The organism is Collinsella sp. AF05-9 (assembly GCF_003465595.1).
In the GTDB taxonomy this organism is placed as follows: domain Bacteria; phylum Actinomycetota; class Coriobacteriia; order Coriobacteriales; family Coriobacteriaceae; genus Collinsella.
This window is the reverse complement of record NZ_QSBB01000030.1, coordinates 1-23,035: the sequence shown is the minus strand read 5'-3', so window position 1 is coordinate 23,035 and position 23,035 is coordinate 1. Positions and strand designations below refer to the sequence as shown.

At 57.6% G+C, this 23,035-nt stretch carries 17 protein-coding genes; 11 read left to right on the top strand and 6 right to left on the bottom strand.

Features of this window, described 5'->3' with window-relative positions:
- Positions 1-29: 29 nt before the first annotated feature.
- The 3 genes from DWV43_RS08215 to vsr form a co-directional block, all read right to left on the bottom strand.
- On the bottom strand, positions 30-395 hold the full coding sequence (locus tag DWV43_RS08215) for an HAD hydrolase-like protein (RefSeq protein ID WP_117648295.1): 366 nt from the start codon (positions 393-395) through the stop codon (positions 30-32).
- A 56-nt stretch (positions 396-451) separates the two neighbouring features.
- The gene (locus DWV43_RS08210) at positions 452-1,381 is read right to left on the bottom strand and encodes an AraC family transcriptional regulator (protein ID WP_158569856.1); all 930 of its coding nucleotides are present in this window, start codon (positions 1,379-1,381) and stop codon (positions 452-454) included.
- Between the two features lie 497 nt (positions 1,382-1,878).
- Positions 1,879-2,865: a DNA mismatch endonuclease Vsr gene (gene vsr / locus DWV43_RS10410; RefSeq protein ID WP_233539242.1), complete on the bottom strand. Its 987-nt coding sequence runs from the start codon at positions 2,863-2,865 to the stop codon at positions 1,879-1,881.
- A gap of 144 nt (positions 2,866-3,009) precedes the next feature.
- Between vsr and DWV43_RS08195 the strand changes: the two genes are divergently transcribed.
- Positions 3,010-3,795 carry an ABC transporter ATP-binding protein gene (locus DWV43_RS08195; protein ID WP_006234847.1) on the top strand — a complete coding sequence of 262 codons (786 nt, stop codon included), beginning with the start codon at positions 3,010-3,012 and terminating at the stop codon, positions 3,793-3,795.
- Positions 3,785-6,022, top strand: a complete 2,238-nt coding sequence (locus DWV43_RS08190; protein WP_117818040.1) for an ABC transporter permease — start codon at positions 3,785-3,787, stop codon at positions 6,020-6,022. Before DWV43_RS08195 ends, DWV43_RS08190 begins: the two co-directional genes overlap by 11 nt.
- Positions 6,023-6,352: 330 nt before the next feature.
- On the opposite strand, the gene DWV43_RS08185 is transcribed toward DWV43_RS08190, so the two are convergent.
- A complete protein-coding gene (locus tag DWV43_RS08185; RefSeq protein ID WP_158569855.1) occupies positions 6,353-7,318 on the bottom strand; it encodes a response regulator transcription factor in 966 nt (321 codons plus the stop codon).
- A gap of 329 nt (positions 7,319-7,647) precedes the next feature.
- Between DWV43_RS08185 and ptcA the strand changes: the two genes are divergently transcribed.
- From ptcA to DWV43_RS08160, 4 genes are all read left to right on the top strand, one after another.
- Positions 7,648-8,721, top strand: coding sequence for a putrescine carbamoyltransferase (gene ptcA / locus DWV43_RS08180; protein ID WP_117654944.1), 1,074 nt, complete (start codon positions 7,648-7,650; stop codon positions 8,719-8,721).
- A gap of 132 nt (positions 8,722-8,853) precedes the next feature.
- Positions 8,854-10,293 carry an APC family permease gene (locus DWV43_RS08175; protein ID WP_117818034.1) on the top strand — a complete coding sequence of 480 codons (1,440 nt, stop codon included), beginning with the start codon at positions 8,854-8,856 and terminating at the stop codon, positions 10,291-10,293.
- A gap of 367 nt (positions 10,294-10,660) precedes the next feature.
- Positions 10,661-11,866 (top strand): agmatine deiminase family protein, encoded by a 1,206-nt coding sequence (locus DWV43_RS08170; RefSeq protein ID WP_117818031.1) that lies wholly within the window; start codon positions 10,661-10,663, stop codon positions 11,864-11,866.
- 539 nt (positions 11,867-12,405) lie between these two features.
- Positions 12,406-13,785 carry an APC family permease gene (locus tag DWV43_RS08160; RefSeq protein WP_117818028.1) on the top strand — a complete coding sequence of 460 codons (1,380 nt, stop codon included), beginning with the start codon at positions 12,406-12,408 and terminating at the stop codon, positions 13,783-13,785.
- Positions 13,786-13,850: 65 nt separating this feature from the next.
- Here DWV43_RS08160 and DWV43_RS08155 read toward each other — a convergent pair whose 3' ends face one another.
- Positions 13,851-14,042 (bottom strand): hypothetical protein, encoded by a 192-nt coding sequence (locus DWV43_RS08155; protein WP_117818025.1) that lies wholly within the window; start codon positions 14,040-14,042, stop codon positions 13,851-13,853.
- Between the two features lie 128 nt (positions 14,043-14,170).
- Here DWV43_RS08155 and DWV43_RS08150 point away from each other — a divergent pair, with 128 nt between their 5' ends.
- The 4 genes from DWV43_RS08150 (at position 14,171) to DWV43_RS08135 (ending at position 20,001) form a co-directional block, all read left to right on the top strand.
- Positions 14,171-15,163, top strand: a complete 993-nt coding sequence (locus DWV43_RS08150; RefSeq protein WP_089572366.1) for a helix-turn-helix transcriptional regulator — start codon at positions 14,171-14,173, stop codon at positions 15,161-15,163.
- A 315-nt stretch (positions 15,164-15,478) separates the two neighbouring features.
- Positions 15,479-17,107: an amidohydrolase gene (locus tag DWV43_RS08145; protein WP_158550994.1), complete on the top strand. Its 1,629-nt coding sequence runs from the start codon at positions 15,479-15,481 to the stop codon at positions 17,105-17,107.
- A 96-nt stretch (positions 17,108-17,203) separates the two neighbouring features.
- Positions 17,204-18,580 (top strand): MATE family efflux transporter, encoded by a 1,377-nt coding sequence (locus tag DWV43_RS08140; RefSeq protein ID WP_117818022.1) that lies wholly within the window; start codon positions 17,204-17,206, stop codon positions 18,578-18,580.
- 251 nt (positions 18,581-18,831) lie between these two features.
- On the top strand, positions 18,832-20,001 hold the full coding sequence (locus tag DWV43_RS08135) for an ATP-binding protein (protein WP_199569426.1): 1,170 nt from the start codon (positions 18,832-18,834) through the stop codon (positions 19,999-20,001).
- A 374-nt stretch (positions 20,002-20,375) separates the two neighbouring features.
- On the opposite strand, the gene DWV43_RS08130 is transcribed toward DWV43_RS08135, so the two are convergent.
- The gene (locus DWV43_RS08130) at positions 20,376-21,026 is read right to left on the bottom strand and encodes a GNAT family N-acetyltransferase (protein WP_117818019.1); all 651 of its coding nucleotides are present in this window, start codon (positions 21,024-21,026) and stop codon (positions 20,376-20,378) included.
- A 350-nt stretch (positions 21,027-21,376) separates the two neighbouring features.
- Here DWV43_RS08130 and DWV43_RS08125 point away from each other — a divergent pair, with 350 nt between their 5' ends.
- On the top strand, positions 21,377-22,408 hold the full coding sequence (locus tag DWV43_RS08125; RefSeq protein WP_117818016.1) for a 3-deoxy-7-phosphoheptulonate synthase: 1,032 nt from the start codon (positions 21,377-21,379) through the stop codon (positions 22,406-22,408).
- Positions 22,409-23,035: the final 627 nt, after the last annotated feature.

Genomic DNA, 23,035 nt, shown 5'->3' with positions numbered 1-23,035 from the left:
TACCGCCTCGCGGTGACATCGTTTTTATGTCAACCTTGGTCTAACAGAGCCATTTCTTTTGCGTATTCGTCGCGCGCACGTGAGGAGACGATGCCAAGTTTGCAGCCGCTATCGGCGAGTGTTGCGATGACTTCAAGCAAACCTGGAAACACGCTGATGGTGCTTTTAAAGCTGGCGGCAACTTGGCACCAGCGATCCAACGTTGCCTGCGAGTAGATCCCAAGTTTCTCAAGGGCATCCTTGCCGGGTATGCCGAGGGCAAAGTCAAGCTCGTGTCGGGGAAGCGTTTTGCTGGTCTCTTCTTGGACAATCTGGACAAGCGATGACAGAACGCTTTCTTCTGTATCTGCCAATGTCCCATCAACGTCAAATACGATATGGTCAAAGTGCTTCATATGATTGCTCCTCTCTGTTGTTTGCCTGCAAGTTTGATGCAGTGACAGAAGAAGGGCTAGCGGGATTTCTGCCTGGTGCTATAGAGATTCTGCCTCGCTGCTCGATAGCTCGAAGGAGTGCACCCCATTTGTTCTTTAAATACCTGGCCAAGATGGCTTGCTGTTATAAATCCGCATTGGCGCGCGACTGTCTGTACCGTTCGCGTGGTGTGTGCCAAAAGTTCGCAAGCACGGTTTATGCGGTATGCGCGTAGATATGCCGCCGGGGTCGTTCCTGCACAAGTTTCGATAATGCGGTAACACTCTCTTTCGCTTACGCCGGCTGCAGATGCCATCTGGGGCACATCTATAGCGGCTGCATAGTTTGCGCGGATAAAGTCCAGGATTGCCTTGAACTGTACGTCGCGGCTGGTCATCCAAGAGGCGCCGTCGGAAGAAAAGAGCGGTTCGGTCTTGGCGTTAATCTGAATCCAGAGCTCTGACAAACTATTTCGAAGCGCCATCTCGTTCTGCGGCTGTTGAAGGTCGTGGCTAAAGGAGCTCTTCAGCAAATCGATAAAGGGCATATCGTCGGGATTGGTGGGCGACCATTTGAGCACATCGACGCCTCGACATTGAAGCAATGGGTTGATGTAGCGCTTTTGGAGACGTCCCGCGGGATCGCCGAGCATCGACGGCTGAAAGATATGCAGCATTTGAATGGCTGGCGCCGAATTGGGTGATTGCAGCGTACTGTGCAAAACGCCGCCGTTGATAAAGCCGGCGGACCCTTCCTCAAAGCGTACGTGCTCATGAGCCGCGTGCGTTCGATAGTCAATCGCTCCCTGCTCCATGTAGAAAAGCTCAACTTCGGAATGCCAGTGCCAGGGGACGGAATTGCCCGGATAGCGAGCGAATTCTGCGCGTTCGGCAATATAGGGCCAGTCTTCGGCGGTCTCGGGAAACGCTTCCTCGCGTCCTCCGCGGTGCAATTCTATGTGATCCATGTTTCGCATGGCATCAGTATAAAGCGCGATGGGCTTAGATTGCTCTTGCCTGTTCGGGGAACGCCTTGTCTAGGGATGCTTGGAGCTTTTCGAAGGAAGCTCGTAAGTTGAGGCTCTGATCGGCTGAGCGCTTGGTTTTTGTGGTGGGGGAGTCGAGGAGGCCGTTTCTCTGTGTCGGGGGGAAGGAGAAAAGGTTTGCATGTTTTAGGGATGGCTGCTGTGCTGCGTCATTGGAAGAATGCATGCTTTTGCGGCCTCCTCGATATCCACCAAAAGGATGCGCTCGGGGTTTGCTGCTAGGTCCCGTGCGCTGGCTACATTATGCCGCGGCTGCCGCAAAGAAGCGCTAAAGAAAGGCTTAACCTGGTTTGGTGTTACGATGAAACTGCAGGTCAGAGGTATCGAGTAACACTCTTGAAAGGTTTTGAGCTTAAGGGCTTTCTAAGGTTTGTGACGTGGATGTGGCGCGGACGTGCGTAGCGTGTGAATGCTCGCTGTTAGCGCTGCGGCTCTGTGGCGCGCACCTGCTCGATGACCTTTTCCATCGTGGCGTCGATGCGGTCTTTTTTGAGTTCGCATTCCCAGATGGTTATGGGCGTCCAGCCCATTTGAGTGAGCGCTGCCACAGCAGCACGGTCGCGCTCGACGTTGCGACGGAACTTTGCCTCCCAAAACTCAACGTTGCGCTTGGGCTGGCTTGGGTTGCACTTGGGGCAGCGGTGCCAAAAGCAACCGTTGACGAAGATGGCGATCTTGCGGCCGGGGAAGGCGATGTCGGGCTTGCCGGGTACCTTCCATTCCAAACGATAGCCCGTAAGGCCCGCGGCCCGTAGGCGCTGACGTACGAGCAGCTCGGGCTTGGTGTTGGCGCGCTTGTTGCCCTTCATGGACTTTTTGATGGCGGCGCGACGGCGGACCAGTTCGCGCTCGTCAGCGGAGAGGTCCGAGGTATCGATGCCGTCGAGCAGACCGGGCTTGGGACGCTTTTTGCTGCGGCGTTTAGGTGCGCGCTTGGGTTTGGTGGCGGGTTTGTCGGTTGTGTTGGGCGCGGCGTCATCGGCGGAGCTTGCCTCAAGCCGATCTTCCTTTAACTCAATCAGAGCATCGATGAGCCCCTTGTCGGCGGGCATCCACTCCACCGTGGCAAGCGAGGTGCGCGGAATCCAGCGGATATCGAGCTGGCGGTCGTGCTTCTGGGGCTCATCGGATTCATCGGCGAGCGAGCAGTAGTAGCACTCCATGGAGAGATGGAAATCGGGATAGTCATACTCAACGGTGTAGAAGTCACGCAGGTTGGTGACCTTCACCTGCAGCTCTTCTATGAGCTCGCGGCGCACGGCGTCTTCTGGCGTCTCACCGCGCATGAGCTTGCCACCGGGGAACTCCCAAAGTCCCTGCATGTCGCCATAGCCGCGCTGCACAGCTAGTAGCTCGTCGGATCCTTCCTTGCGAATGATCCCGGCGGCAACATGAACAGTCTTCAACAGGAGTCCTCTCTCAACATCAACACGTGGCAGACTACGCTTACCTTACGCAACGGTAAGGCAAGCGTAAGCCATATCGATGGTAGCCGACTCGGCATCTTGCGACTATAGATGCCGTAGACTAATCGCAAGAAAGGACTCGGTATGCAAACCACGCACATGGCGACCCCGGTACTGGAGGTCGCGCATCTCGAAAAGGTATATGGAGCGCTGGGCAACGTGACCCGCGCGCTCAACGACGTCAGCTTTACCGTCAACCGCGGTGAGTTCGTTGGCATCATGGGCGCCTCGGGCTCGGGCAAGTCGACGCTGCTCAACTGCGTGTCGACCATCGATAGCGCCACGAGTGGCACCATCCGCATCAACGGCCAGGACGTGACGCGCATGAAGCAGGCCAAGCTTTCGCAGTTCCGCCGCGAGGAGCTGGGCTTTATCTTCCAGGACTCCAACCTACTCGATACGCTCACGGCACGCGAGAACATCGCCCTGCCGCTCACCATCGCCCGCACAAACTCGGCAGAGATCTCGACCCGCGTGCAGGATGTGGCCGCGCGCCTGTCTATCAGTCAGGTGCTCGACAAGTATCCCTACCAAATGTCGGGCGGCCAGCAGCAGCGCGTTGCCGCGGCTCGCGCGCTCGTCACCGACCCCACCATGATCATGGCCGACGAGCCCACCGGCGCCCTCGATTCCAAGAGCGCTCGCCTGCTGCTCGAGAGCCTGGAGGCCCTTAACCGCCGCCTGCGCGCCACCGTGCTCATGGTTACGCACGACAGTTTTGCCGCCAGCTACACGAGCCGTGTGCTGTTTATTCGCGACGGCAAGATCTTCACCGAGCTGCGCCGCGGCGACACCGACCGCCGAGAGTTCTTCGACCGCATTATGGAGGTCGTTGCCATGATGGGCGGTGAAGGCTCCGATGCTCTGTAAACTCGCTTGGGGCAACGTCCGCCGCGCCAGCCGCGACTACCTCGTCTACTTGCTGACGCTCACCCTGGGTGTCACGGTCTTCTATGCCTTCAATACCGTCTCGATGCAGGTCGACATTGCCGGCATCAAGGAGGAGGGACTGTCCGAGCTCATGGGCAGCATGCTCGGTTACCTGACGTACTTTTTGGCCGGCGTCATGGCCTTTTTGATGATGTATGCCAACAACTTCATCATGAAGCGCCGCAAAAAGGAGTTCGGCCTGTACCAGGTGCTCGGCATGCGCCGCGGGCGCGTCGCCACGATCATGGCGCTCGAGACCGTGATCGTTTCGGTCGGCGCCTTTGTCGCCGGCATTGTGCTGGGCGTGGGGCTCTCCCAGCTCATGACATTCTTTACGGCCTCGCTCTTTAAGACACAGATCGCTAATTTCCACTTCTTTTTCTCGGTGCATGCGTTCAACCTGACCCTTGCCTGCATGCTCGTGATGTTTGTGCTCACGCTGCTGCTGAACCTTCGCGCCGTGCGCCGCACCAGGCTCATCGAGCTTATGGGTGCCGAGCGTCGCAACGAGAGCATCAAGACGCGCAACCCCTGGATCGCGATTGCCATCTTTGTCGTGGGCGTGGTGCTTGTGGGCGTGGCCTATTACCGTCTGCTACGTGATGGGTTCCCGCTGACTGCGACGGACAGCAAGCTGCAAGAGGCCATGAGCCAGTTTGGCATTACGACCGCTATGGTTACAGTGGGTACCTTTGCGCTGTTCTGGGGACTCTCGGGCATGCTCATCAAGCTGCTGCAGAGCCTGCGCGGCGTGTACTGGCGCGGCCTCAACATGTTTACCGTGCGCCAGCTTGCGGCCAAGGTCAACACGGTGTGCTTTTCGATGGGCGTCATCGCGATGATTCTGTTTTTGGCCATTACCTCGGTGACCTGCGGTATGTCGATTGCCAACGTGATGAACGAAAACCTGGAGCGCTATAACCCTGTTGACGTGTCTCAGACGTATGTCTATTACACGCCCGAAACGCTCGACTACTACAAGGAGTATGTCAATCCGTCTGAGGCCGATCGCATGGTGCTGGCCGATGCAACGGTCGATTTGTACGCTGCATGGCATGGCGATCGTAAAGATCCCGATAACGTTGCAGACGGTATTAAGGGCAAGTCGGCGGACAACAACGACGAGACCGGCAAGAAGGTCAATATCGCCGATGTTGCCGGCGAGCATGTGCAGATTGATTCGTATCTGAGCTATACGCTTGGCGGCTCGGATCCTTCGGTGACGGCGGGCGAGATGTGCAAGGCCATGGGCGAAAAGCTCCCCAAGGCGCTCGAGGGTAGCAATGCCGATGATATGGGCCTGTTTGTGACGCCGGCGAGCCAGTACAACAAACTGCGCCAGATGATGGGCGAGGAGCCGGTGAACATTGGCCGCGACCAGTACTTGCTTACGTGCGATATGGGCGGCGAGTTGGGCGACCTGTACACCAAGTACATGGCTGGGGGCCATACCCTCACCTTGGGCGGACATGAGCTCAAGCCCGCAGCCGATAAGTCGGACGAGGACACGGCTGCCATCGCCAACTCGGCACTCGGCAGCAATCCCGGTACCGTGGTCGTAGCCGACGAGCTGCTGTCCCAGCTTAACCTGCAGCCGTATTCCAGTAATCTGCTCGTTAACTACAAGCAGGGGATGGATGTGACCAAGGCAGACGAGAGCATTAAATACACCATGCTCGACAATCTGCTCGTTGACGGCAAGGAGCCGGGGTCGTGGGGAATCTTCATGACACGCTCCGAGATCTATACGCAGGCGGCGCAGATGAACGGCATGATTAGCTATCTAGCCATCTATATTGGCTTTGTACTGGTCGTTGCATGTGCGGCAATTCTGTCGATCCAGCAGCTCTCCAATGTGGCCGACGGAAGCCGCAGCTATCGCGTGCTGGCGCAGATCGGCTGTGACGACCGCCAGATTCGCCATTCGGTGATGGCGCAGCAAGCGGTGTTCTTCCTGTTCCCGCTGACAGTGGGTCTGGCGCACTCCTTTGTGGCGCTCAAGGTGATCATCGAGCTGGTGAGCACGTTTGGCAACATGAGCATCGGCGGCACGGTGGGCCTCACATGTGCGATTTTCCTGGCAGCCTATGGCGGCTATTTCCTGGTGACCTACCTCATGAGCACCGGCATGGTGCGAGCCGCCATCGCCACCCGCTACAGCGAGTAGCAAGCGAGCAAAACCGTCGCAAAACCAACGCAAACAACCGCCGCGGAGGGAGTCGGCCCCCTTCCGCGGCGGTTTTTTTGTCTATCGGATGCCTCTCAGATGCAAGTGAGTAGACTTTTTTGGATCTGTCGAGCACATCGCGGCAAGTGCTCAATAAAATCGCAGGTCAGGGCTGTGGCGTTTTGAGGTGTGCTCGGCATCCCGCCAAAAGCCTACTCACTTGGTTTTACTGCTAGAAAACCGCCGCGAGGGAAAGTAGCTCCCTCGCGGCGGTTTTTGGCGTTTGCCCAGATAAAACCTGCCAAAATAAACCTGTCCCTTTTTGGCAGGTTATCGCTTCCAAAAGTGGAGGATGAGCGTCGTGCGGTTTTGCTGTTCGGTTTTGACCAGGATGTTGTGGATGTGGGTCTTGACGGTGCCCACAGCAAGGAATAGCTCGTCAGCGATCTCTTGGTTCGATTTGCCCAGTACGACCAGACGCATAACTTCGGTCTCACGGTTGGAGAGCTTGTAGGCGTTGCGATAGAAGGGCATCTGCTCTTCGATGTGTCGGTCAAGATCGCTGACGTTCTTTTCCTCGGGCGCCTCCTGCATGCGGATTGAAAGCACGTGGTAGGAGTAGATGATCAGCAGAATCGCAAAGTAGCAGGCAAAGATGTTCTCGCTAAAGTTGCGCTCGGACAGGTACAGCTGCAGCCAAGAGGGTGCCAGGCTCATGGGAACAACAAGGATGTTGTAGAAATCCTCGGCAACGATGCACCCGACCAGAATGGCGCCGATAATGAGGTGCTTTCGTTGATTGTTGACGCGCGCCTTAAGCTCGACCTGCGTGCTTTTATGCGCCGTCCAAAAGATATAGAGTCCTACAAATACAAGGAATACCTGACGCATCGTGTAGTAGAGCCATTGATGCATGGGGCCGTAGGGGACAGCGACAATGATCAGCAGCTCGCTCAGGAAGAACGTTGCGACGGGAATAACAAACTGCTTTTTTGAATGTTTGTCGAGCAAGTCCATGGCGATGAGCCAGATAAAAGCTTGCGAAGCAGTCGCCACAAGGGTCCGCAACACAGGCATGGTAATGGAGTAATAGTCGTTGGCCGGAAAACTCTGGTTTTGCAACGTGTATTCAAAAAAGAAGATCTCGGTCATCTCGATGGCATAGCAAATAAAAACGCCGCTGCCATAGATAAAGAAGCGTCGACGGGACGAGGCATAGGCGGCAAGCGAGAGCACCGCCGTCACAATACAGATCACGAGTATCGCTAGGGTATAGAAGAACATCAGGGTGTTCATCTGCCACCGTCCCATCTCATTTCATCTATGGCCGAGCCCTGTATACCTTGTGGGATATAGACGTCTCAACCCTTCGTTCCATTGCGGATTAGGCGCCGAGATACAGCATAGTCGTATACCGTTCGCGGTTCTAGATAGTAAACCCCCTGCAAGCTGGCTACCTGCGGGTTTATATTGGTTTAGAGGGGGTGTAACTCCGTGAACGGTCTTTAATCCCGAATAAACTAGGTAAAAATTGCATACGGGTGAATGATGGTCTTGTCAACACGAGGCGTGATGTTCGAGCGCCTCATAGCAATAGTCGGCACGACCGGCGGAAAGGAATCGACATGGCGCTGCCTAAGGATTTCATCGACACCAACGACTTCACCAAAGAGCAGATCCTGGCTATCGAGGATCTTGGCCTGGCAATGAAGAAGGCCATCAAGGTTGACGGTTATTATCCGCACCTGCTCCGCAACCAGAGCCTTGGCATGATCTTCCAGCAGGTTTCCACCCGCACCCGTCTTTCCTTCGAGACCGCCATGTGCGACCTCGGCGGCCATGCTCAGTTCTATGGCCCTGGCACCATTCAGCTCGGTGGCCACGAGTCCCTGGGCGACACCGCTCGCGTCATGGGCGACCTGCTCGACATCATGATGGCTCGCGTTGACCGTCACAAGGACGTCGTCGGCCTCGCCAAGGGTTCCGCTGTGCCCGTCATCAATGGTATGTCCGAGTTCAACCATCCCACGCAGGAGATGGGCGACCTCATGACCATGCTCGAGAACCTCCCCGAGGGCAAGAAGATCGAGGACTGCACCCTGGCCTTCATCGGCGACGCCACCCAGGTCTGTGTCTCCCTCATGTTCATCGCCTCCAAGGTCGGCATGAAGTTTGTCCAGTTTGGACCCAAGGGCCACCAGATCCCCGACGGCGGCCTGCACGTTGGCACCGTTGAGGAGCGCGCCGAGTTCGGCAAGCAGATGATGGCCATCGCCGAGGAGAACTGCAAGGTCTCCGGCGGCTCCGTCGTCATCTCCGACGACATCGAGTGCATCAAGGGCGCCGACTTCATCTACACCGACGTGTGGTATGGCCTGTACGACGAGGAGGTCTCGGGCGAGAACTACATGGACGTGTTCTACCCCAAGTATCAGGTCACCATGGACATGATGAACTTCGCCGGCCCCAACTCCAAGTTCATGCACTGCCTGCCGGCCACTCGCAACGAGGAAGTCGTCGACGAGGTTATGGACGATCCCGAGCGCTCCCTGTGCTGGGTCGAGGCCGAGAACCGCAAGCACTCCATCCGTGCTCTCCTCGCTGCCCTGGGCAAGCGCACCCCGCTCAACGACGAGGGTGTCGAGTACTCCGCCAAGGCCGAGCTTCACGCCGCTCTCGAGGCTCTCGAGCAGCTCTAAGCCTTAAGCCTGCTAAACGCACGTTTGCGGGCGGCGGATGCTCGTCTCCTGTCGCCCGCTCACCGAGGCTCAGGCAATTGCCTTAGTACCTTGGGCCTCGGATCTGTCCAAGACTGAGCGAAGGAGCTCATCATGAGCGACGGAAAGAAAAAGCTTTCCTTCTTGACGGTCATTTCGACCATCATCTGCGTCGTCTTCGTTTGCGAGGCCGCCGCTCCTGCTGCTGCCATTGGCAACCAGCAGTTCTTCTGGTGGATCTTCCTGATCCTGACCTTCCTGCTTCCCTACGGCATGGTTGTCGCCGAGCTCGGTACCACCTATGACGGCGAGGGCGGCATTTACGACTGGGTACGCGATGGCCTGGGCGACAAATGGGGCGCCCGCATCTCGTATTACTACTGGGTCAACTACCCGCTGTGGATCGCCTCGCTGGCTACCATGTTCCCCGACATTTTGGGCATGGTCTTTGGCGTCGAGTTCAACTTGATCGCCAAGATGGGTATCGATCTTGCCTTTGTGTGGATCGTCTACCTCATGGGCCGCTCCAAGGCGGCCGACTCCGAGTGGGTCCTTAACGGTGGCGCCATCATCAAGGTCGCCGTCGCCGTTATCGTTGGCGCTTTGGGCATTTGGTATGCCATGGAGAACGGTTTTGCGAACGACATGTCCGCTGCCACCTTCCTGCCCGAGCTCACCAACACCAACGCTCTCGGCTACCTGTCGATCATCATCTTTAACTTCATGGGCTTCGAGGTTATCTGCACCATGACCGACGACATGGCCGATCCCGCTCGCGATATCCCCAAGGCTATCATCGTCGGTGGCCTGTCCATCGCCGTGATCTACCTGTTCGCTGGCTTTGGCATCGGCGCTGCTGTGCCGGCCGATTCCATCGACCCCGACTATGGCATGATTGTCGCAGTCCAGACCATGGTGGGCGACTCCATGATCTTTAAGGTCATCTGCATCGCCTTCCTGATCACCCTGTTCGCCAACATGGCCGCTTGGTCCTTCGGCGTTAACTCCGTCGCCCGCTACGCTGCCGAGCACGGCAACATGCCCAAGGTCTTCGCCTCGATGATCTCTGACGACGATATGCCCAACGGTGCCAACCTGGTCAACGCCGTCGTTGCCTCCCTGGTGCTGTGCCTGCAGCTGGTTCCCATCGACGCTATCTCCAATGGTGTTTTCTGGATGCTCTTCGGCACCTCCGTCGTCTTCCTGCTGCTCACCTACATCCCGATGTTTCCGGCGTTCCTCAACCTTCGCAAGAACGACCCGAACCGCGAGCGTATCTTCACGTTCCCGTTTAAGGGCGCCATGATGAAGGTCATGCTGGCCATCCCTTGCATCGAGCTGATCCTGGCCATCGTTGCAACGCTGGTGCCGCTCTCCGCCGCCGAGATTGGCGACAAGCTCCCGATGATCGTTATCTTCATCGTGCTTGTGCTCATCGGCGAGGTCGTCCGCGTCGTCAGCGCTAAGGGCCGCGAGACCGAGTACAAGGGTCTGACCCCCGAGCTGGCTGCTCAGCGCCTGGCTGAGGAGGCCGCCGAGGCCGAAGAGGACTAGAGCACCCGGATTCGGGGCTCCAACCCTCCTCGCGTACCAAAGTACGCTTCGTCGGGCTTGTCGCTCCCGACTCCAGGCACTCTAGCCTCTTCGAGGGCGTGCCCAAAGCGACAAATATGCTCACTATTTCCTGGGGCGGGTGCGAGCGATAGCTCCGGTAACCACCGCCCGCCCCAACCTCTCTCTCGTATCCTTCGTGCGTTTGTCTCCACGCACTTGGTTACGTTGCCGCTCGTCGGTGCGGCTCCGTGAAAACCGGCACCGGGCGCCCCGACCTTTGCCGGGGGACGGGCGCCCACTATCTCTTGGTTTTAGGCTGCGGGCAATCCGCCCGCGGCAAACGATCGTTCGATTTGGAGGAAATCTTATGCGTACGATCACCGAGTCCGAGTCCACCCCCAAGGCCGACGGCTTCTTTATGCCCGCCGAGTTCGCTCCGCAGGATCGCGTGTGGATGGGCTGGCCCCACCGCACCGACACCTGGGCCCACGGCGCCAAGCCTGCTCAGAAGCAGTATGCCGCCATCGCCCGCGCCATCTCCGAGTTCACCCCGGTCTATATGTGCGCCAACCAGGTCGACTATGCCAACTGCAAGGCCGTCTTCGAGAACGACGAGAACGTCACCGTTATCGAGATGACCACCGACGACGCCTGGTTCCGCGACACCGCCGCCACCTACGTCATCAACGGCAAGGGCGAGAAGCGCGCCAACCACTGGCACTTCAACGCCTACGGCGGCCTCGTCGACGGCCTGTACTTCCCGTGGGACAAGGACGAGCAGATCGCCCTCAAGATGGCTGAGCTCTCCGGCTGCCGTCGCTATCGTCCCGACGACATGATCCTCGAGGGCGGCTCCATCACCGTCGACGGCGAGGGCACCCTTGTCGTGACCGACCAGTGCCTGCTTTCCCCGGGCCGCACCTGCTCTGCGGTGCTCGAGGAGGAAGAGGATCCCGAGTCCATCTGGCCCAAGTTCCACAAGAAGTTTGAGCCCTGGAGCGAGGAGCTTCGCGCCTACATGGACGAGCACCTCAAGGATTACCTGGGCGTCGAGAAGGTCATCTGGGTCAAGGAGGGCATCGACCCCGAGGAGACCAACGGTCATATCGACGACGTCGCCACGTTCATCGCCCCGGGCGTCATGGCCTGCATCTGGACCGACGATCCCGAGTATCCGTTCTACGAGCAGTGCCACGCTGCCTACGAGACCCTCTCCAACGCCGTTGACGCCAAGGGCCGCAAGATGAAGGTCTACAAGTTCTGCATGCCCGTGAACCCGCTGTTCATGGACCAGGCTTCCTGCGACACCATCGACGCCGACGAGAACGCCGAGCCGCGCGTTCCCGACGAGCCGCTGATCGCCTCCTACATGAACTACCTGGTCACCAACCACGGCGTTATCGTCCCGCAGTACGGCGACGAGAACGACCAGCTGGCCGTCGACACGCTCCAGAAGATCTATGACGAGGTCTGGGGCGAGGGCGTCTACAAGTGCGTCGGCGTTCAGTCCGAGCAGGTCGTCTTCGGCGGCGGCAATATCCACTGCATCACCCAGCAGGAGCCGTCCGCTTAATCGTCTGACTTTCCGAGGCACCCCATCTCGCCGCTCAAACCGTCGCTCGCGTACCAAAGTACGCTTCGCTCCTCTTTCGCGGCGACCTGGGGCACCTCGAAAACCCAGCCGATCAATCGGACAATCGGCGAATCGAACCATCTTGGGGCATTGATGGTCGGCTTGCCCGATGTCTTGGTCGGTTGGGTTTTCTTTGGGCACTCCGTTGCCTCCACTTCGGAGTGCCCTTTTCTTTGATTGAGTACGCGTCTGGCCTGGGATTTTTTGCGGGTTAGGCCAATTGTTCGCTTGAATTTCCCAGGTCAGACGCGTCTTCAATTGCCGAAAGTTATCGGTCGTGAACGCGACCGTTTTGATCGGAGTATCTATGTACCAGCGTATCGTTATCTACACGCGCCTGTTCCGCGAGCGTTGGTCCAACAATTGCATCCTCTCTTCTCTTTGGGATGGCACCTGCACCGGTGACGCGGCCTGCAACCCTACCTTGGGCTGCGCCTTCGGTACAGATGCCATCCTTTTTGCTGTAGGGGGAGCGTGTCGTGGCAGGTAAAAAGTTCTCCCTGTTCGAGGTCATCCTTTCGGTTATCTGCGTCGTGTTTACCATCGAGGCGGCGGCTCCGGCATCTGCCATGGGTAACGTACAGTTCTTCTGGTGGATTTTCCTTATCATTACGTTTTTGCTTCCCTATGGTCTGGTGGTGGCCGAGCTGGGTACGGCGTTTGATTCCGAGGGCGGTCTGTACGATTGGGTTCGCCTGGGCTTGGGCGACCGTTGGGGCGCCCGCTGCTCCTGGTGCTATTGGGTCAACTTTCCACTGTGGGTGGCAAGTATCGCCTGCATGTTCCCCAGTGTCATCAATGCGGTATGGGGCATCGAATTTTCGCTTGGGGTCCGAATTGCCATCGAGCTTGCCTTTGTGTGGGGCGTCACGGTCATGGCAATGCAGCCGGTGGCCGAGGCCGATTGGGTCATGGATGGCGGCGCCGTCATCAAGGTGCTCATTACCGCCGTGGTGGGAATCGTCGGCATTTGGTTTGCCTGCAATAACGGCTTTGCCAACGACATGTCGTTTAAGACCTTCATTCCAGATCTGGGCGACACCAATTCGTTGACGTACCTATCGATTATCCTGTTCAACTTTATGGGCTTCGAAGTGGTCGCGACCTTTGCCAGCACGATGAAGAACCCGTCGCGCGATATCCCCAAGGCGGTTATTGCCGGTGGCGTGGCCATTGCGGCGATCTACATCATCTGTGGCATTGGCATTGGAGCCGCGGTTCCCACCGAGCAGCTTTCACTCGATTCGGGCGTTGTGGACGCAGTCGCCGCTATGGTGGGGCGCACCCACCCGCTGACGATGGTCGTGGGCGTGGCCTTTTTGGTGACGCTGTTCGCCAATATGATCTGCTGGAGCTTTGGCGTCAACAACGTAGCGAGCTATGCCGCGCGCCATGGCAACATGCCGCGTCCCTTTGCGTTGGTGTCCAAAAAGACCGGCATGCCCAACGGCTCGGCGCTCATTAACGGCTGTTTTGCCAGTCTGGTGCTGCTGCTCCAGATTCCGTTGGGTGAGGGTTCCGACGTCTTTTGGGTCTTCTTCTCGATGAACGTCGTCTTTCTGCTCATGAGCTATATCCCGATGTTCCCGGCGTTTTGGCGCCTGCGTAAATACGACGACCGCTCACGTGTGTTCCGCGCGCCCTTCGAGGGCAAGGTGCTTGCGGTGGCGCTTGCGGTGCCGGTGGTAGAGCTCGTGCTTTCCATTGTTGCGACAATCGTGCCGCTTAACAGCTCGCCCGCCGAGATGTCAAAGTTGCCGATCCTCATGGGTGTGGTGATCGGCGTGTTGCTGGGCGAGGTTTCGCGCCTCATATCGCGCCGCGGCCGCAGCATCGACAATCCCGGCGTTGGCGCATAGGGGTCAGGTTATTTTGCACCAAAACAGTAGCGCCGCGAGTTGTGCGGTGCTAGATGCATCTTGGATTACTGTTCACGCTGCTCGGGATCAGATGCGAGCTTGGGTGCAAAGTAGGGGACGTGGCCCAGGTAGGGGCAGCTGTCCGAACGCTCTTCGACGACACAGGGGACGTCATTGTAGGTAAGTGAGTCGCACAGGTGGGCGATGGCCTTGGCGGCAGGAGCGACGAGCATCTTGAGCGGTGCGATAGGCGCCATGGCATCTCCTTTCATCGGTGAGACACAGCTTGTTTATCTAAACGATACAGTACGTTTAATCGGTGAGTCTAATCTTGCGGCAAAGAATCTGTCAACATCCTCACGGCATCTAGACAGGGGAGGCGGGCATGAGTTTCGCGTTCTATATCTACACCACGATTATCATGGGTGTGGCTCTGGTGACCAGTGCCGTGGCATTGGTGGTTTGGCTCATGACGCGCCGTCGCGACAGCCTGGTGGCCGCGGCGGGCTTTTTGCTCTACATGCTCGATATGTCGGTCATTTTTTTTGACGAGTACAATCGGCTCAAATACGACTACGCTGTTACCTTTAGCGAGCCGTTGCAGCACCCCTTGCTGCGCTGCGTGCTCGGTATTGCCATCTATGCCTGCGTGGTACTGTGGATGTTTGCGCGCTTGCGCAAAAGGCCGACGTCGCGCATGCTCGGACTTGCTATCGTGCCGTTTTCAATCTTGCAATTGGTGCTGGTGCCTCGCAGCGGTGCTGCCGGAGAGATGCAGCAGTATCTCTTTTGGCTCACGCGTGACCTGGGCAATGTAGGATGTCTTGCCTATGCCGCCTGGCATTACCGGCACAGGGCCACGCGTGTTGAGAAACTCGACCTCGACCGCTCAAAGCTCTTTTGGAAGGTGGCACTCGTTCTTGCGTTTTGCGTAATCGCCGAGGACACCTACATGATTTTGCTCTGCCGCCCCGACTCTCAAAACCCCGTCATCAGCCTCTTTTTGTGGTATCTGTCCGAGCGCAATATCTCCGAAAACGTGCTGCTCGTGGCATGCGCGGTCCAACTCTTTTGCCAGTTTAGCCATATCCTGCGCGTGTATGCCCGTCATCCGCGTGCCGATGAGGACGTGGCGGCCGAGAGCGCACGCTCTGGGGACGATCTAGCATCACGCGTTGTGATCTATGCCGATGCCCATAAGCTGTCGCGGCGCGAGCAGGAGGTGCTCACGCTGGTGCTGAAGGGCAACGACGCCCAAAACATCGCCAGCGAGTTGGTCATCAGCCCTGGCACTGTCAAGGCGCACTTGCATCGCATCTACGTTAAAAGCGGTGTCTCCAACCGAGATGACCTCATAGATGCCTTTTGGCGTTCCTAGTCCTATTCTTCCTTGCATGCGGGTCTTGCCGTGTGGGCGGGCACGCCGTTGGGCGTAATGACGCGGTAATAATCTCAGACAATAAACCTGCAGGTAAAGCGTGTAAACCTGCTTAAACTGACCGTTTGCGATCCCTGGCCTTGGCACGGATTTGCCCCTGTGTATCAATGGGTGTAGCGCGAAGCCGCGGACGTGGGACAGACGTCCGAGCACGGCTTGTAGGCACGCGCCGATGCGGGAGCGCTACGCTCCCAACCGAGTGCCCACGCGGGCGGTGCGTCCGCATTGCAACCAAAGATGCCTGAGGAGGCTCACATGGACAAGGCTGATGTAGTTATCAAGAGCAACGCCGTCTTTACCGGCGATGGGCTCGAGCCGTTTAAGGGCGGCGTTGCCGTGCGCGGTGATAAGATTGTTGCCTGCGGTGACGATGCTCACCTGGCACCGTTTATCGGTCCCGATACCGAGGTGCGCGACTTTGGCGACCAGCTCGTCATGCCCGGCCTGATCGACTCGCACACGCATTTTGCCCAGGGCGCGTTTATGACCGACCCCGATTTTGCCGTCAACCTCATCGACTGCACCAGTTTTGAGATGGCGATGGAACGTGTCGTGGCGTTTGCGGCCGACCATCCCGATAACGAGTGGATTCTGGGCTGCCAGATTATCCAGTTCCAGTGGGATGTCCCCGAGATGCCCACAGCCGCGATGATCGATGAGTACATCTCGGACCGCCCGGTCTTTCTGCAGCAGGTTGACCTGCATACCTTTAGTGCCAATACCTGCGCCATCAACAAGGTGGGAGTAACTTCGCAGACGCCCGATCCCGCAGGCGGCAAGATCCTTAAGGATGCCGAGGGCAATCTGACGGGCGTGTTTTCCAACAACGCCGGCGTCTTCTTTATGGACGAGGTCTACGACCCAGCGCCCGAGGTTGTTGACGCGTCGTTTGCAAAAACCGCCCGGCGCGCCAATGCCCTGGGAATCACTACGGTCGGCATGGTCAATCCTACGTTTGTGAGCATGGAAAACCCGTATGCGGTGTTGGCAGGTCTTAATGCCAAGGGCGACTTGCCACTGCGCGTGTTCCTGTACACCGATCTGTTCGAAAACGAGTCCTTAACGCTCGAGCAGATCAAGGAGAAATACGCCTTCTCGGGTACGCAGGTCGAGTGGCACGGCTTTAAGCAGTTTCTTGATGGCGTGTGCTCCGACCACACCGCTTGGATGCTTGAACCCTATTCCAACGCGCCCGATACCTGCGGTGAGCCCGCGGAGGATCCAGAGCGCATCCGTGCCGCCATTGTCAGGGCGCAGGAATGGGGCGTTGACACGCGCGTCCATACGATCGGCGATCGCTCGGTGCGTTTTGTGCTTGATTGCTTTGAGGAGGGCGAGCGCTTGCATGGTAAGCGGGGTTGCCGCCACTCCATGGAGCACAACGAGACGGTTCAGCCCGAGGATCTGCCGCGCTATGCCGAGCTGGGTATATGCCCTGGTATGCAGCCGTGGCACATGCTGCTCGATATGGCTGACCTTGCCAAGGACGATGCCGTGGGCCCCGAGCGTGCTGCGCTTTCGTGGCCCCTGCATAGCCTGCTTGCCAGCGGTGCCGTGGTGCACCTGGGCAGCGACTTCCCCGTTGTGGGCTTGGAGCCCATGGAGGAGGTGTACGGCGCGGTCTTCCGCATGCTCGAGGACGGTTCCAACCCTGAGGGCTGGTTCCCCCAGGAGCGCATTACCATGGCCGAGGCTCTGCGCGCCTACACCTATGGCAGCGCCTACGCCATGCATGCCGAGGACCGCATCGGCACGCTCGCGTGCGGCAAACAGGCTGATATCTGTGTGCTCGACCGTAACCTCTTTGACTGCGAACCGGCTGAGGTCCTCGAGGCCACGGCGTCTCTCACGATGATTGCCGGCAAGGTGGTCTACGAGGCCTAGCGGGGCTGCTGCATCGCTAGGCGGTGCCGCAGCCTGTGCGTGCCGCCCATCCATTCATTCATCCATTCATCAATCTCTCATGGAAAGGGGAGAACAATGGCAGAAGAAGCAACCGCCGCTGTTGAGGAGGAGCGTGAGCTTGCCTCGCAGCCGATTCCCGGCCTGGTGCGCAAGTACACCATCATCACCGGCCAGGGTATGCTCGCCCAGATTATCATGGTGGTCCTTGAGGGCCTCGTGATGGGTTGGGGCCTGGGTGCACACGGCCTGGCCTGTGTCTCGATCATCATGTCGGTCGAGTACATTAACCTGGCCTTTGGCAACCTGTTTGGCACCGGCGTGCCCGCCGTGGTGGGCAACCTTTTGGGTGCCGGCGACATTAAGGGCGCCAGCAAGGCGTTTAGCCAGGGCTTTTGGCTTACCACGATTGTGAGTGTGCTGCTTGCTGTGGTGATGGCTGTGTTTACCGAGCCCATCTGCGCATTCTTCGGCGCCACGCCCGACATCATGGCCGATACCGTTGCCGGCGTGCGCACCTTCTCCGTGCTGCTGCCGCTCACGGTCATTGGTCAGATGGTCACCGCCGTCATGCGTGTGGACGAGAAGGTTCAGATCCAGGCCAACCTCATGACCGTGTCTGCCATCGTCGCTATCTGCTGGCTTGCGCTTTCCACGTTTGTGCTCAAGCTTGGCGTTATGGGAGCTGGCGTGTACTACGGTCTTTCCATCGGTATCTGGGCCATCGGTATCTTCTGGTTCATCGGCGGTAAGAAGTCGCAGCTCCAGATCAGTGTCGCCGACCTCAAACTCGACATGGCCATCTGCGGCCAGATCATCAAGATTGGTTTCCCGTTCTTTTTGGTGCAAGCTGCCACGTTCATCTTCAACACCGTTGCCAACTCGTTGCTTGGCCAGCTCGGCGGCGACATGGGTTCGCTCTACATCGCGGCCTTTGGTGTGATCAACGGCTATATCCTCTACATAACCATGATGGTCGCCCAGTGCTTCTCGTACGGCCTGCAGCCCATTGCCGCCTTCAACGCCGGCGCCAAGGCGTGGACGCGCCTCAAGGAAACGCTCTCTTGCACGCTTAAGTACCAGGTCGTGACGCTTGCGCTCGTGACCATTGCGCTGTGGCTCGCTGCCACGCCGGTCTGCGCGTTCTTTGCTGGCAGTGACCCCGAGCTTGTTGAGGTTGCCGCGTCCGCAACGCGCATCGTGGTGCTCGCCGTGGCCCTTGGTTACCTGGCCATGACCATGTCGATGTACTTCCAGGCGGTTGAGAAGGTGGGTATCGCCACGTTCACCGGTCTGCTCCGCTACGTGATCTGCTCCGTGCCGCTTATGTACCTGCTTGGCAACATGATGGGCGTTCAGGGTGTCTGGTTTGCCTTGGTGGCGGCTGACGCCATCACTGGTCTTATCTCCATCGCCCTCACCGTCCGCGAATCCAAGCGACTTGCCACGCTCTAGACTCGGACACGGCCGGCCCGCGATAGTCGAATAAGTCAACTCGCCTGCAAGCCACCACAATGGGGACAGTTCCCATTGTGGTGGCTATTGTTATTTAGGGTCTGAGATTTCGGTTCTATAAATAACGTTTTTGAACTGGGCTACTATAAGATTGTGGAAAACACTACTACAAGATTATGGAAAACACTACTGCAAGATTATGGCAAATGAAACTATTCGATTATGGTAACAGCGTAATAAGGGGCGTTGATATGGCTGAGTTCATTAACAGGGATTTGCATGAGTTGCTCATTCGCATGGCAGGCTGGTTTCCTGTTGTGTCGTTGACAGGGCCTAGGCAGAGTGGTAAGTCTACGCTGGTTCGGCATGCCTTTCCCGACTATTCCTACGTCACGCTTGAGGACCCTCAAACGAGGCGCGCGGCCTTGGAGGATCCGGTGAGTTTTATCCGCAACCGAAAGGGCGGACTCATCATCGATGAGGCGCAATACGCGCCGGATTTGTTTTCAATGATCCAGGTTGTTTCGGATGAGCGGGGAGACGCCGGTCAATACATCCTTACAGGCTCGCAAAACTTTCTGATGATGAAAAGCATCGGGCAGTCTCTTGCCGGGCGAGTCGGGATCTTAAAATTGCTGCCATTATCGTTTCGAGAAGCGGAGAGGGGCCAGCAGGGGCAGCTGGAAGTGGATTTGTTCGCGCTCGAAGGGGGATACCCTCGCCTGCGTTCCGCCGGAATGCCGTCCTCGGTTTATTTCCCCAGCTATATCGATACCTATGTTGAGCGCGATGTTGTGGGCTTGCTTGATGTGCGCAATAAGGCGGAGTTTCATAAGTTTCTGTCCATAATTGCTCAGAGCGTCGGTGCCCTCATCAATATATCCTCGCTTTCTCGAGATACGGGCGTGAGCGTATCGACCATTAAAAGCTGGTTGTCCATCCTGGAGCAGAGCTACCTGACGTTTTCGCTGCAGCCCTATTATGCAAATGCCAAGAAGCGTCTAACTAAAACGCCCAAGCTCTATTTTTACGACACGGGGCTGCTCTGCTACTTGCTCAAAATTGGATCACTGGAGCAACTATTGGAGAGCCCTTATCTGGGGGCCGTTTTCGAAAACCTCATCGTTTCCGAAACGGCGAAGAGCCATCTCAACGTGGGCGAGAATCCCGAGCTGTATTTCTATAGGGACGACAGCAAGCGTGAAATCGATTTGCTCGACTGTACAAACTCAGGGAGTCCCAAGGCTATCGAAATAAAATCATCCAGAACGTATCACGATAAGTACGCCCGCCATTTACAGGCTGTATGCGATGAGATCGACATTGCAAAAGATGCGCGCTATGTTGTGGCCCGCGTGGATTCAACGTATGAGTCGAAAGACTGTAGCGTGGTCTCGGCGCGTGATTGGCTTTTGCGATAACAAGTTCGGCGTATTAACAACTGCCGCGAAGGGTCCGGACCCCTTTCGCGGCGGTTTTTTGCCGATCCGGTGCGCCTCAGATGCAAGTGAGTAGGCTTTTTTGGGATCTGTCGAGCACACCGCGACAAACGCTAAATAAAACCGCAGGTCAGAGCTGTGGCGTTTTGGAGTGTGCTCGGCCTCCTGCAAAAGGTCTACTCACTTGGTTTTTCGGCGAGAAGGCCGCCGCAAGGGCAAGTAGCTCCCCTCGCGGCGGTTGGCGTTCGCCCAGATAAAACCTGCCAAAATAAACCTGTCCCTTTTTGGCATGTCCCTTTTGGCGTGGCTGATTGGTTTGGGCTGTTTTGGAGAAAGCCCATGAGGCGGCACTCAGGCTAATCCTGCGTGTCGCCTCCGTACATGTAGACGATAAAGCCGTCGCCGGTGTCTTGGCTGTGATCCTCCAGGATGCGTTTCATGTTGAGGCGCTCGTAGAACTGCCAGTCAGAGTTGCAGTCGCTCATCAGGAAGAACTTGGTGCACCCGGCTTTGGCGAGTTCGGCGCGCGCAAGGTCGATGAGCTCGCGGCCGAGTCCCTTGCCCTGCCACTCGGGCACAATGATGATCAGGTTGAGCTGGCCCTGGGCATACTCGTTGCCCGTGGCGGCAAAGCGATCGGCCGTGGCCTTTTCGCGACTGTCGCCAAAGAGCGAGCCCTCGAGTTTGGCATCGGCGGTCTTTGCCATCTCGGTTGCCTGGGCGAACATCTCGTCGTAGCAGGGTACCCACGTGGGGTTGGTACGCGGCTTGCCGTCTTCGAAGATGCCGATGCAGCAAGCGGCGATGATGCGGCCTTCAGCTTCGGCAACGAGCGCGATAGGGGAGCGCTGCAGCTGCATGGCAATGTTGAAGCGCGCGCAGAAATCGGCAGCTTCGACGTCGCCGCGGTTGCGTAGCGTGTTGCACCACAGCCGGTTGTAGATGGCGGCGATACCATCCAGGTCGTCGAGCGTGGCGGCGCGCAGGGTTACGTTGTCAAGGCTCATGGAGGCTCCTTCCAAGTTGGGTCAGGCCACCTCTGAGTGTGACATGGGCGCACCGCCGTCGCAGCAACCATTCGGCAGACGAGCTTCGATCTCTCGGGGACGGAGGAAAAGGGGCCACGAGCGAGGATTTTCGGACGCTTGCTCGATGAGAGTGGATAATCTCCCACTTTTAGCGCGAACATAGGTCAAAAACGGGAGATTATCCACTCTCGTTGGAAGCGCCCGAAAATCCTCGCTCGTTATCCATTCCCTTTTTGGCTGGTTGTGCTTGCACTTTAGCGTGCGACAGCGGATAATGCCGAGCATTCGACAATGTTCTCGTTGCCATCAATTGATTGAGGAGGCCCCGCATGGCCATGGAATTTAAACGCAGGCTGCCGATCCCCATGGAGATCCGCGAGGAAATGCCGCTTTCCGCCGAGCTTACCGCTAAGAAGCAGGCATTCGACGCCGAGGTCGCCAAGGTCTTTACCGGCGAGGACGCGCGCAAGGTGCTCATCATCGGACCGTGCTCTGCCGACCGCGAGGACTCGGTCCTCGAGTACATGAACCGCCTGGCCAAAACCGCCGAGGAGGTCAAGGACAAGCTCATCATCATTCCGCGCGTCTACACCAACAAGCCGCGTACTAAGGGCACTGGCTACAAGGGCCTGCTGCACAACCCCGACCCCGAGGCGCCCGATGACCTGCTCGAGGGCGTTAAGGCCATCCGCCACATGCACCTGCGCGTCATCGAGGAGACTGGCTTCTTCACTGCCGACGAGATGCTCTACCCGTCCAACTACCAGTACCTCGTCGACCTGTTGAGCTACGTCGCCGTGGGTGCGCGCTCGGTCGAAAACCAGGAGCATCGCCTGGTGTCGAGTGGCATTTCGGTGCCGGTGGGTATGAAGAACCCCACTGCCGGTTCCACCACCGTCATGCTCAATTCCATCTACGCCGCCCAGGCGCATCAGAGCTTTATCTTCCGCAACTGGGAGGTCGAGTGCGACGGCAACCCGCTCGCGCATGCCGTCATGCGCGGCTACATCGGCCTCGACGGTCGTACCTACCCCAATTACCACTACGAGCACCTGGAGCGTCTGGCCGAGCGCTACACCGAGCACGCCGGTTACGCCAACCCGGCGGTGGTTATCGACTGCAACCACGACAACTCGGGCAAGCGCCCGCTGGAGCAGCACCGCATTTGCAAGGAGGTGCTCGACAGCTGCCGCCGCAACGAGTCCATCTCCAAGCTGGTCAAGGGCTTTATGATCGAGTCTTACCTTGAGGACGGCAATCAGCCGGTTGATGGCGGCGTCTTTGGCAAGTCGATCACCGACCCGTGCTTGGGCTGGGAAAAGACCGACTACCTCATCCACGAGATCGCGGAGCGGGTTTAGTTACGCGGTTTTACCAAACCGCGTAACGGCTCGACGCTGCGCGGGCCGCATTTGGACAATCTGACGTTCAACTTCAAGGGCGCGACCAGAAGGTCAGCGCCCTTTCGTTTCACGTCACCTTGTCTCAAATGCGACCCGCTCGCTGTCGTTTCAAAAACATCGATGTAGTCGTTGGGGACGTTCTTGTTTAAAGGTGGCACTTGGGGACGTTCCTTTTGTGCCGGCAGTTGGGGACACTCCTTGCACCAGGGCGCGGTTTGTTCGCTGGCATTGCCAAATCTTTGGTGTTCTCCAGACCCTGTGGGCAAAAAATGCCAAATATGAGTACTGTTGCTGCTGTAGTGCCATATTGCTCCCACAAAATAATGGACATAAAAGTAAATATGTTCATTAGCGCTAGTACATATAAGCCTGATACAGAGCTGATTGAGCAATGTGGAGGTGCATACAAGCTACAAGAGCGGTGTTTTGGGTCGTTTTGGATGTTCACATAAAAGTAACAGTACTCATATTTGCCATTTTTTGCCCACGGGCTCTGGAAGGGGCTATCAAATAGGTTTCAGGGGAGTCGGTTCGGGTAGCGCGCAGAGATGTGGTGTAAGAGGCGGGGCATGCCCCGCCTCCGCC

Bases quoted from the DNA above. Each gene is read 5' to 3' on its own strand.
- DWV43_RS08190 (WP_117818040.1), top strand. From the start codon at position 3,785: ATGCTCTGTAAACTCGCTTGGGGCAACGTCCGCCGCGCCAGCCGCGAC.
- DWV43_RS08170 (WP_117818031.1), top strand. From the start codon at position 10,661: ATGCGTACGATCACCGAGTCCGAGTCCACCCCCAAGGCCGACGGCTTC.
- DWV43_RS08195 (WP_006234847.1), top strand. From the start codon at position 3,010: ATGCAAACCACGCACATGGCGACCCCGGTACTGGAGGTCGCGCATCTC.
- DWV43_RS08215 (WP_117648295.1), bottom strand. From the start codon at position 395: ATGAAGCACTTTGACCATATCGTATTTGACGTTGATGGGACATTGGCA.
- DWV43_RS08135 (WP_199569426.1), top strand. From the start codon at position 18,832: ATGGCTGAGTTCATTAACAGGGATTTGCATGAGTTGCTCATTCGCATG.
- DWV43_RS08175 (WP_117818034.1), top strand. From the start codon at position 8,854: ATGAGCGACGGAAAGAAAAAGCTTTCCTTCTTGACGGTCATTTCGACC.
- DWV43_RS08125 (WP_117818016.1), top strand. From the start codon at position 21,377: ATGGCCATGGAATTTAAACGCAGGCTGCCGATCCCCATGGAGATCCGC.
- DWV43_RS08145 (WP_158550994.1), top strand. From the start codon at position 15,479: ATGGACAAGGCTGATGTAGTTATCAAGAGCAACGCCGTCTTTACCGGC.
- DWV43_RS08210 (WP_158569856.1), bottom strand. From the start codon at position 1,381: ATGGATCACATAGAATTGCACCGCGGAGGACGCGAGGAAGCGTTTCCC.
- DWV43_RS08150 (WP_089572366.1), top strand. From the start codon at position 14,171: ATGAGTTTCGCGTTCTATATCTACACCACGATTATCATGGGTGTGGCT.
- ptcA (WP_117654944.1), top strand. From the start codon at position 7,648: ATGGCGCTGCCTAAGGATTTCATCGACACCAACGACTTCACCAAAGAG.
- DWV43_RS08185 (WP_158569855.1), bottom strand. From the start codon at position 7,318: ATGAACACCCTGATGTTCTTCTATACCCTAGCGATACTCGTGATCTGT.
- DWV43_RS08130 (WP_117818019.1), bottom strand. From the start codon at position 21,026: ATGAGCCTTGACAACGTAACCCTGCGCGCCGCCACGCTCGACGACCTG.
- DWV43_RS08155 (WP_117818025.1), bottom strand. From the start codon at position 14,042: ATGGCGCCTATCGCACCGCTCAAGATGCTCGTCGCTCCTGCCGCCAAG.
- DWV43_RS08140 (WP_117818022.1), top strand. From the start codon at position 17,204: ATGGCAGAAGAAGCAACCGCCGCTGTTGAGGAGGAGCGTGAGCTTGCC.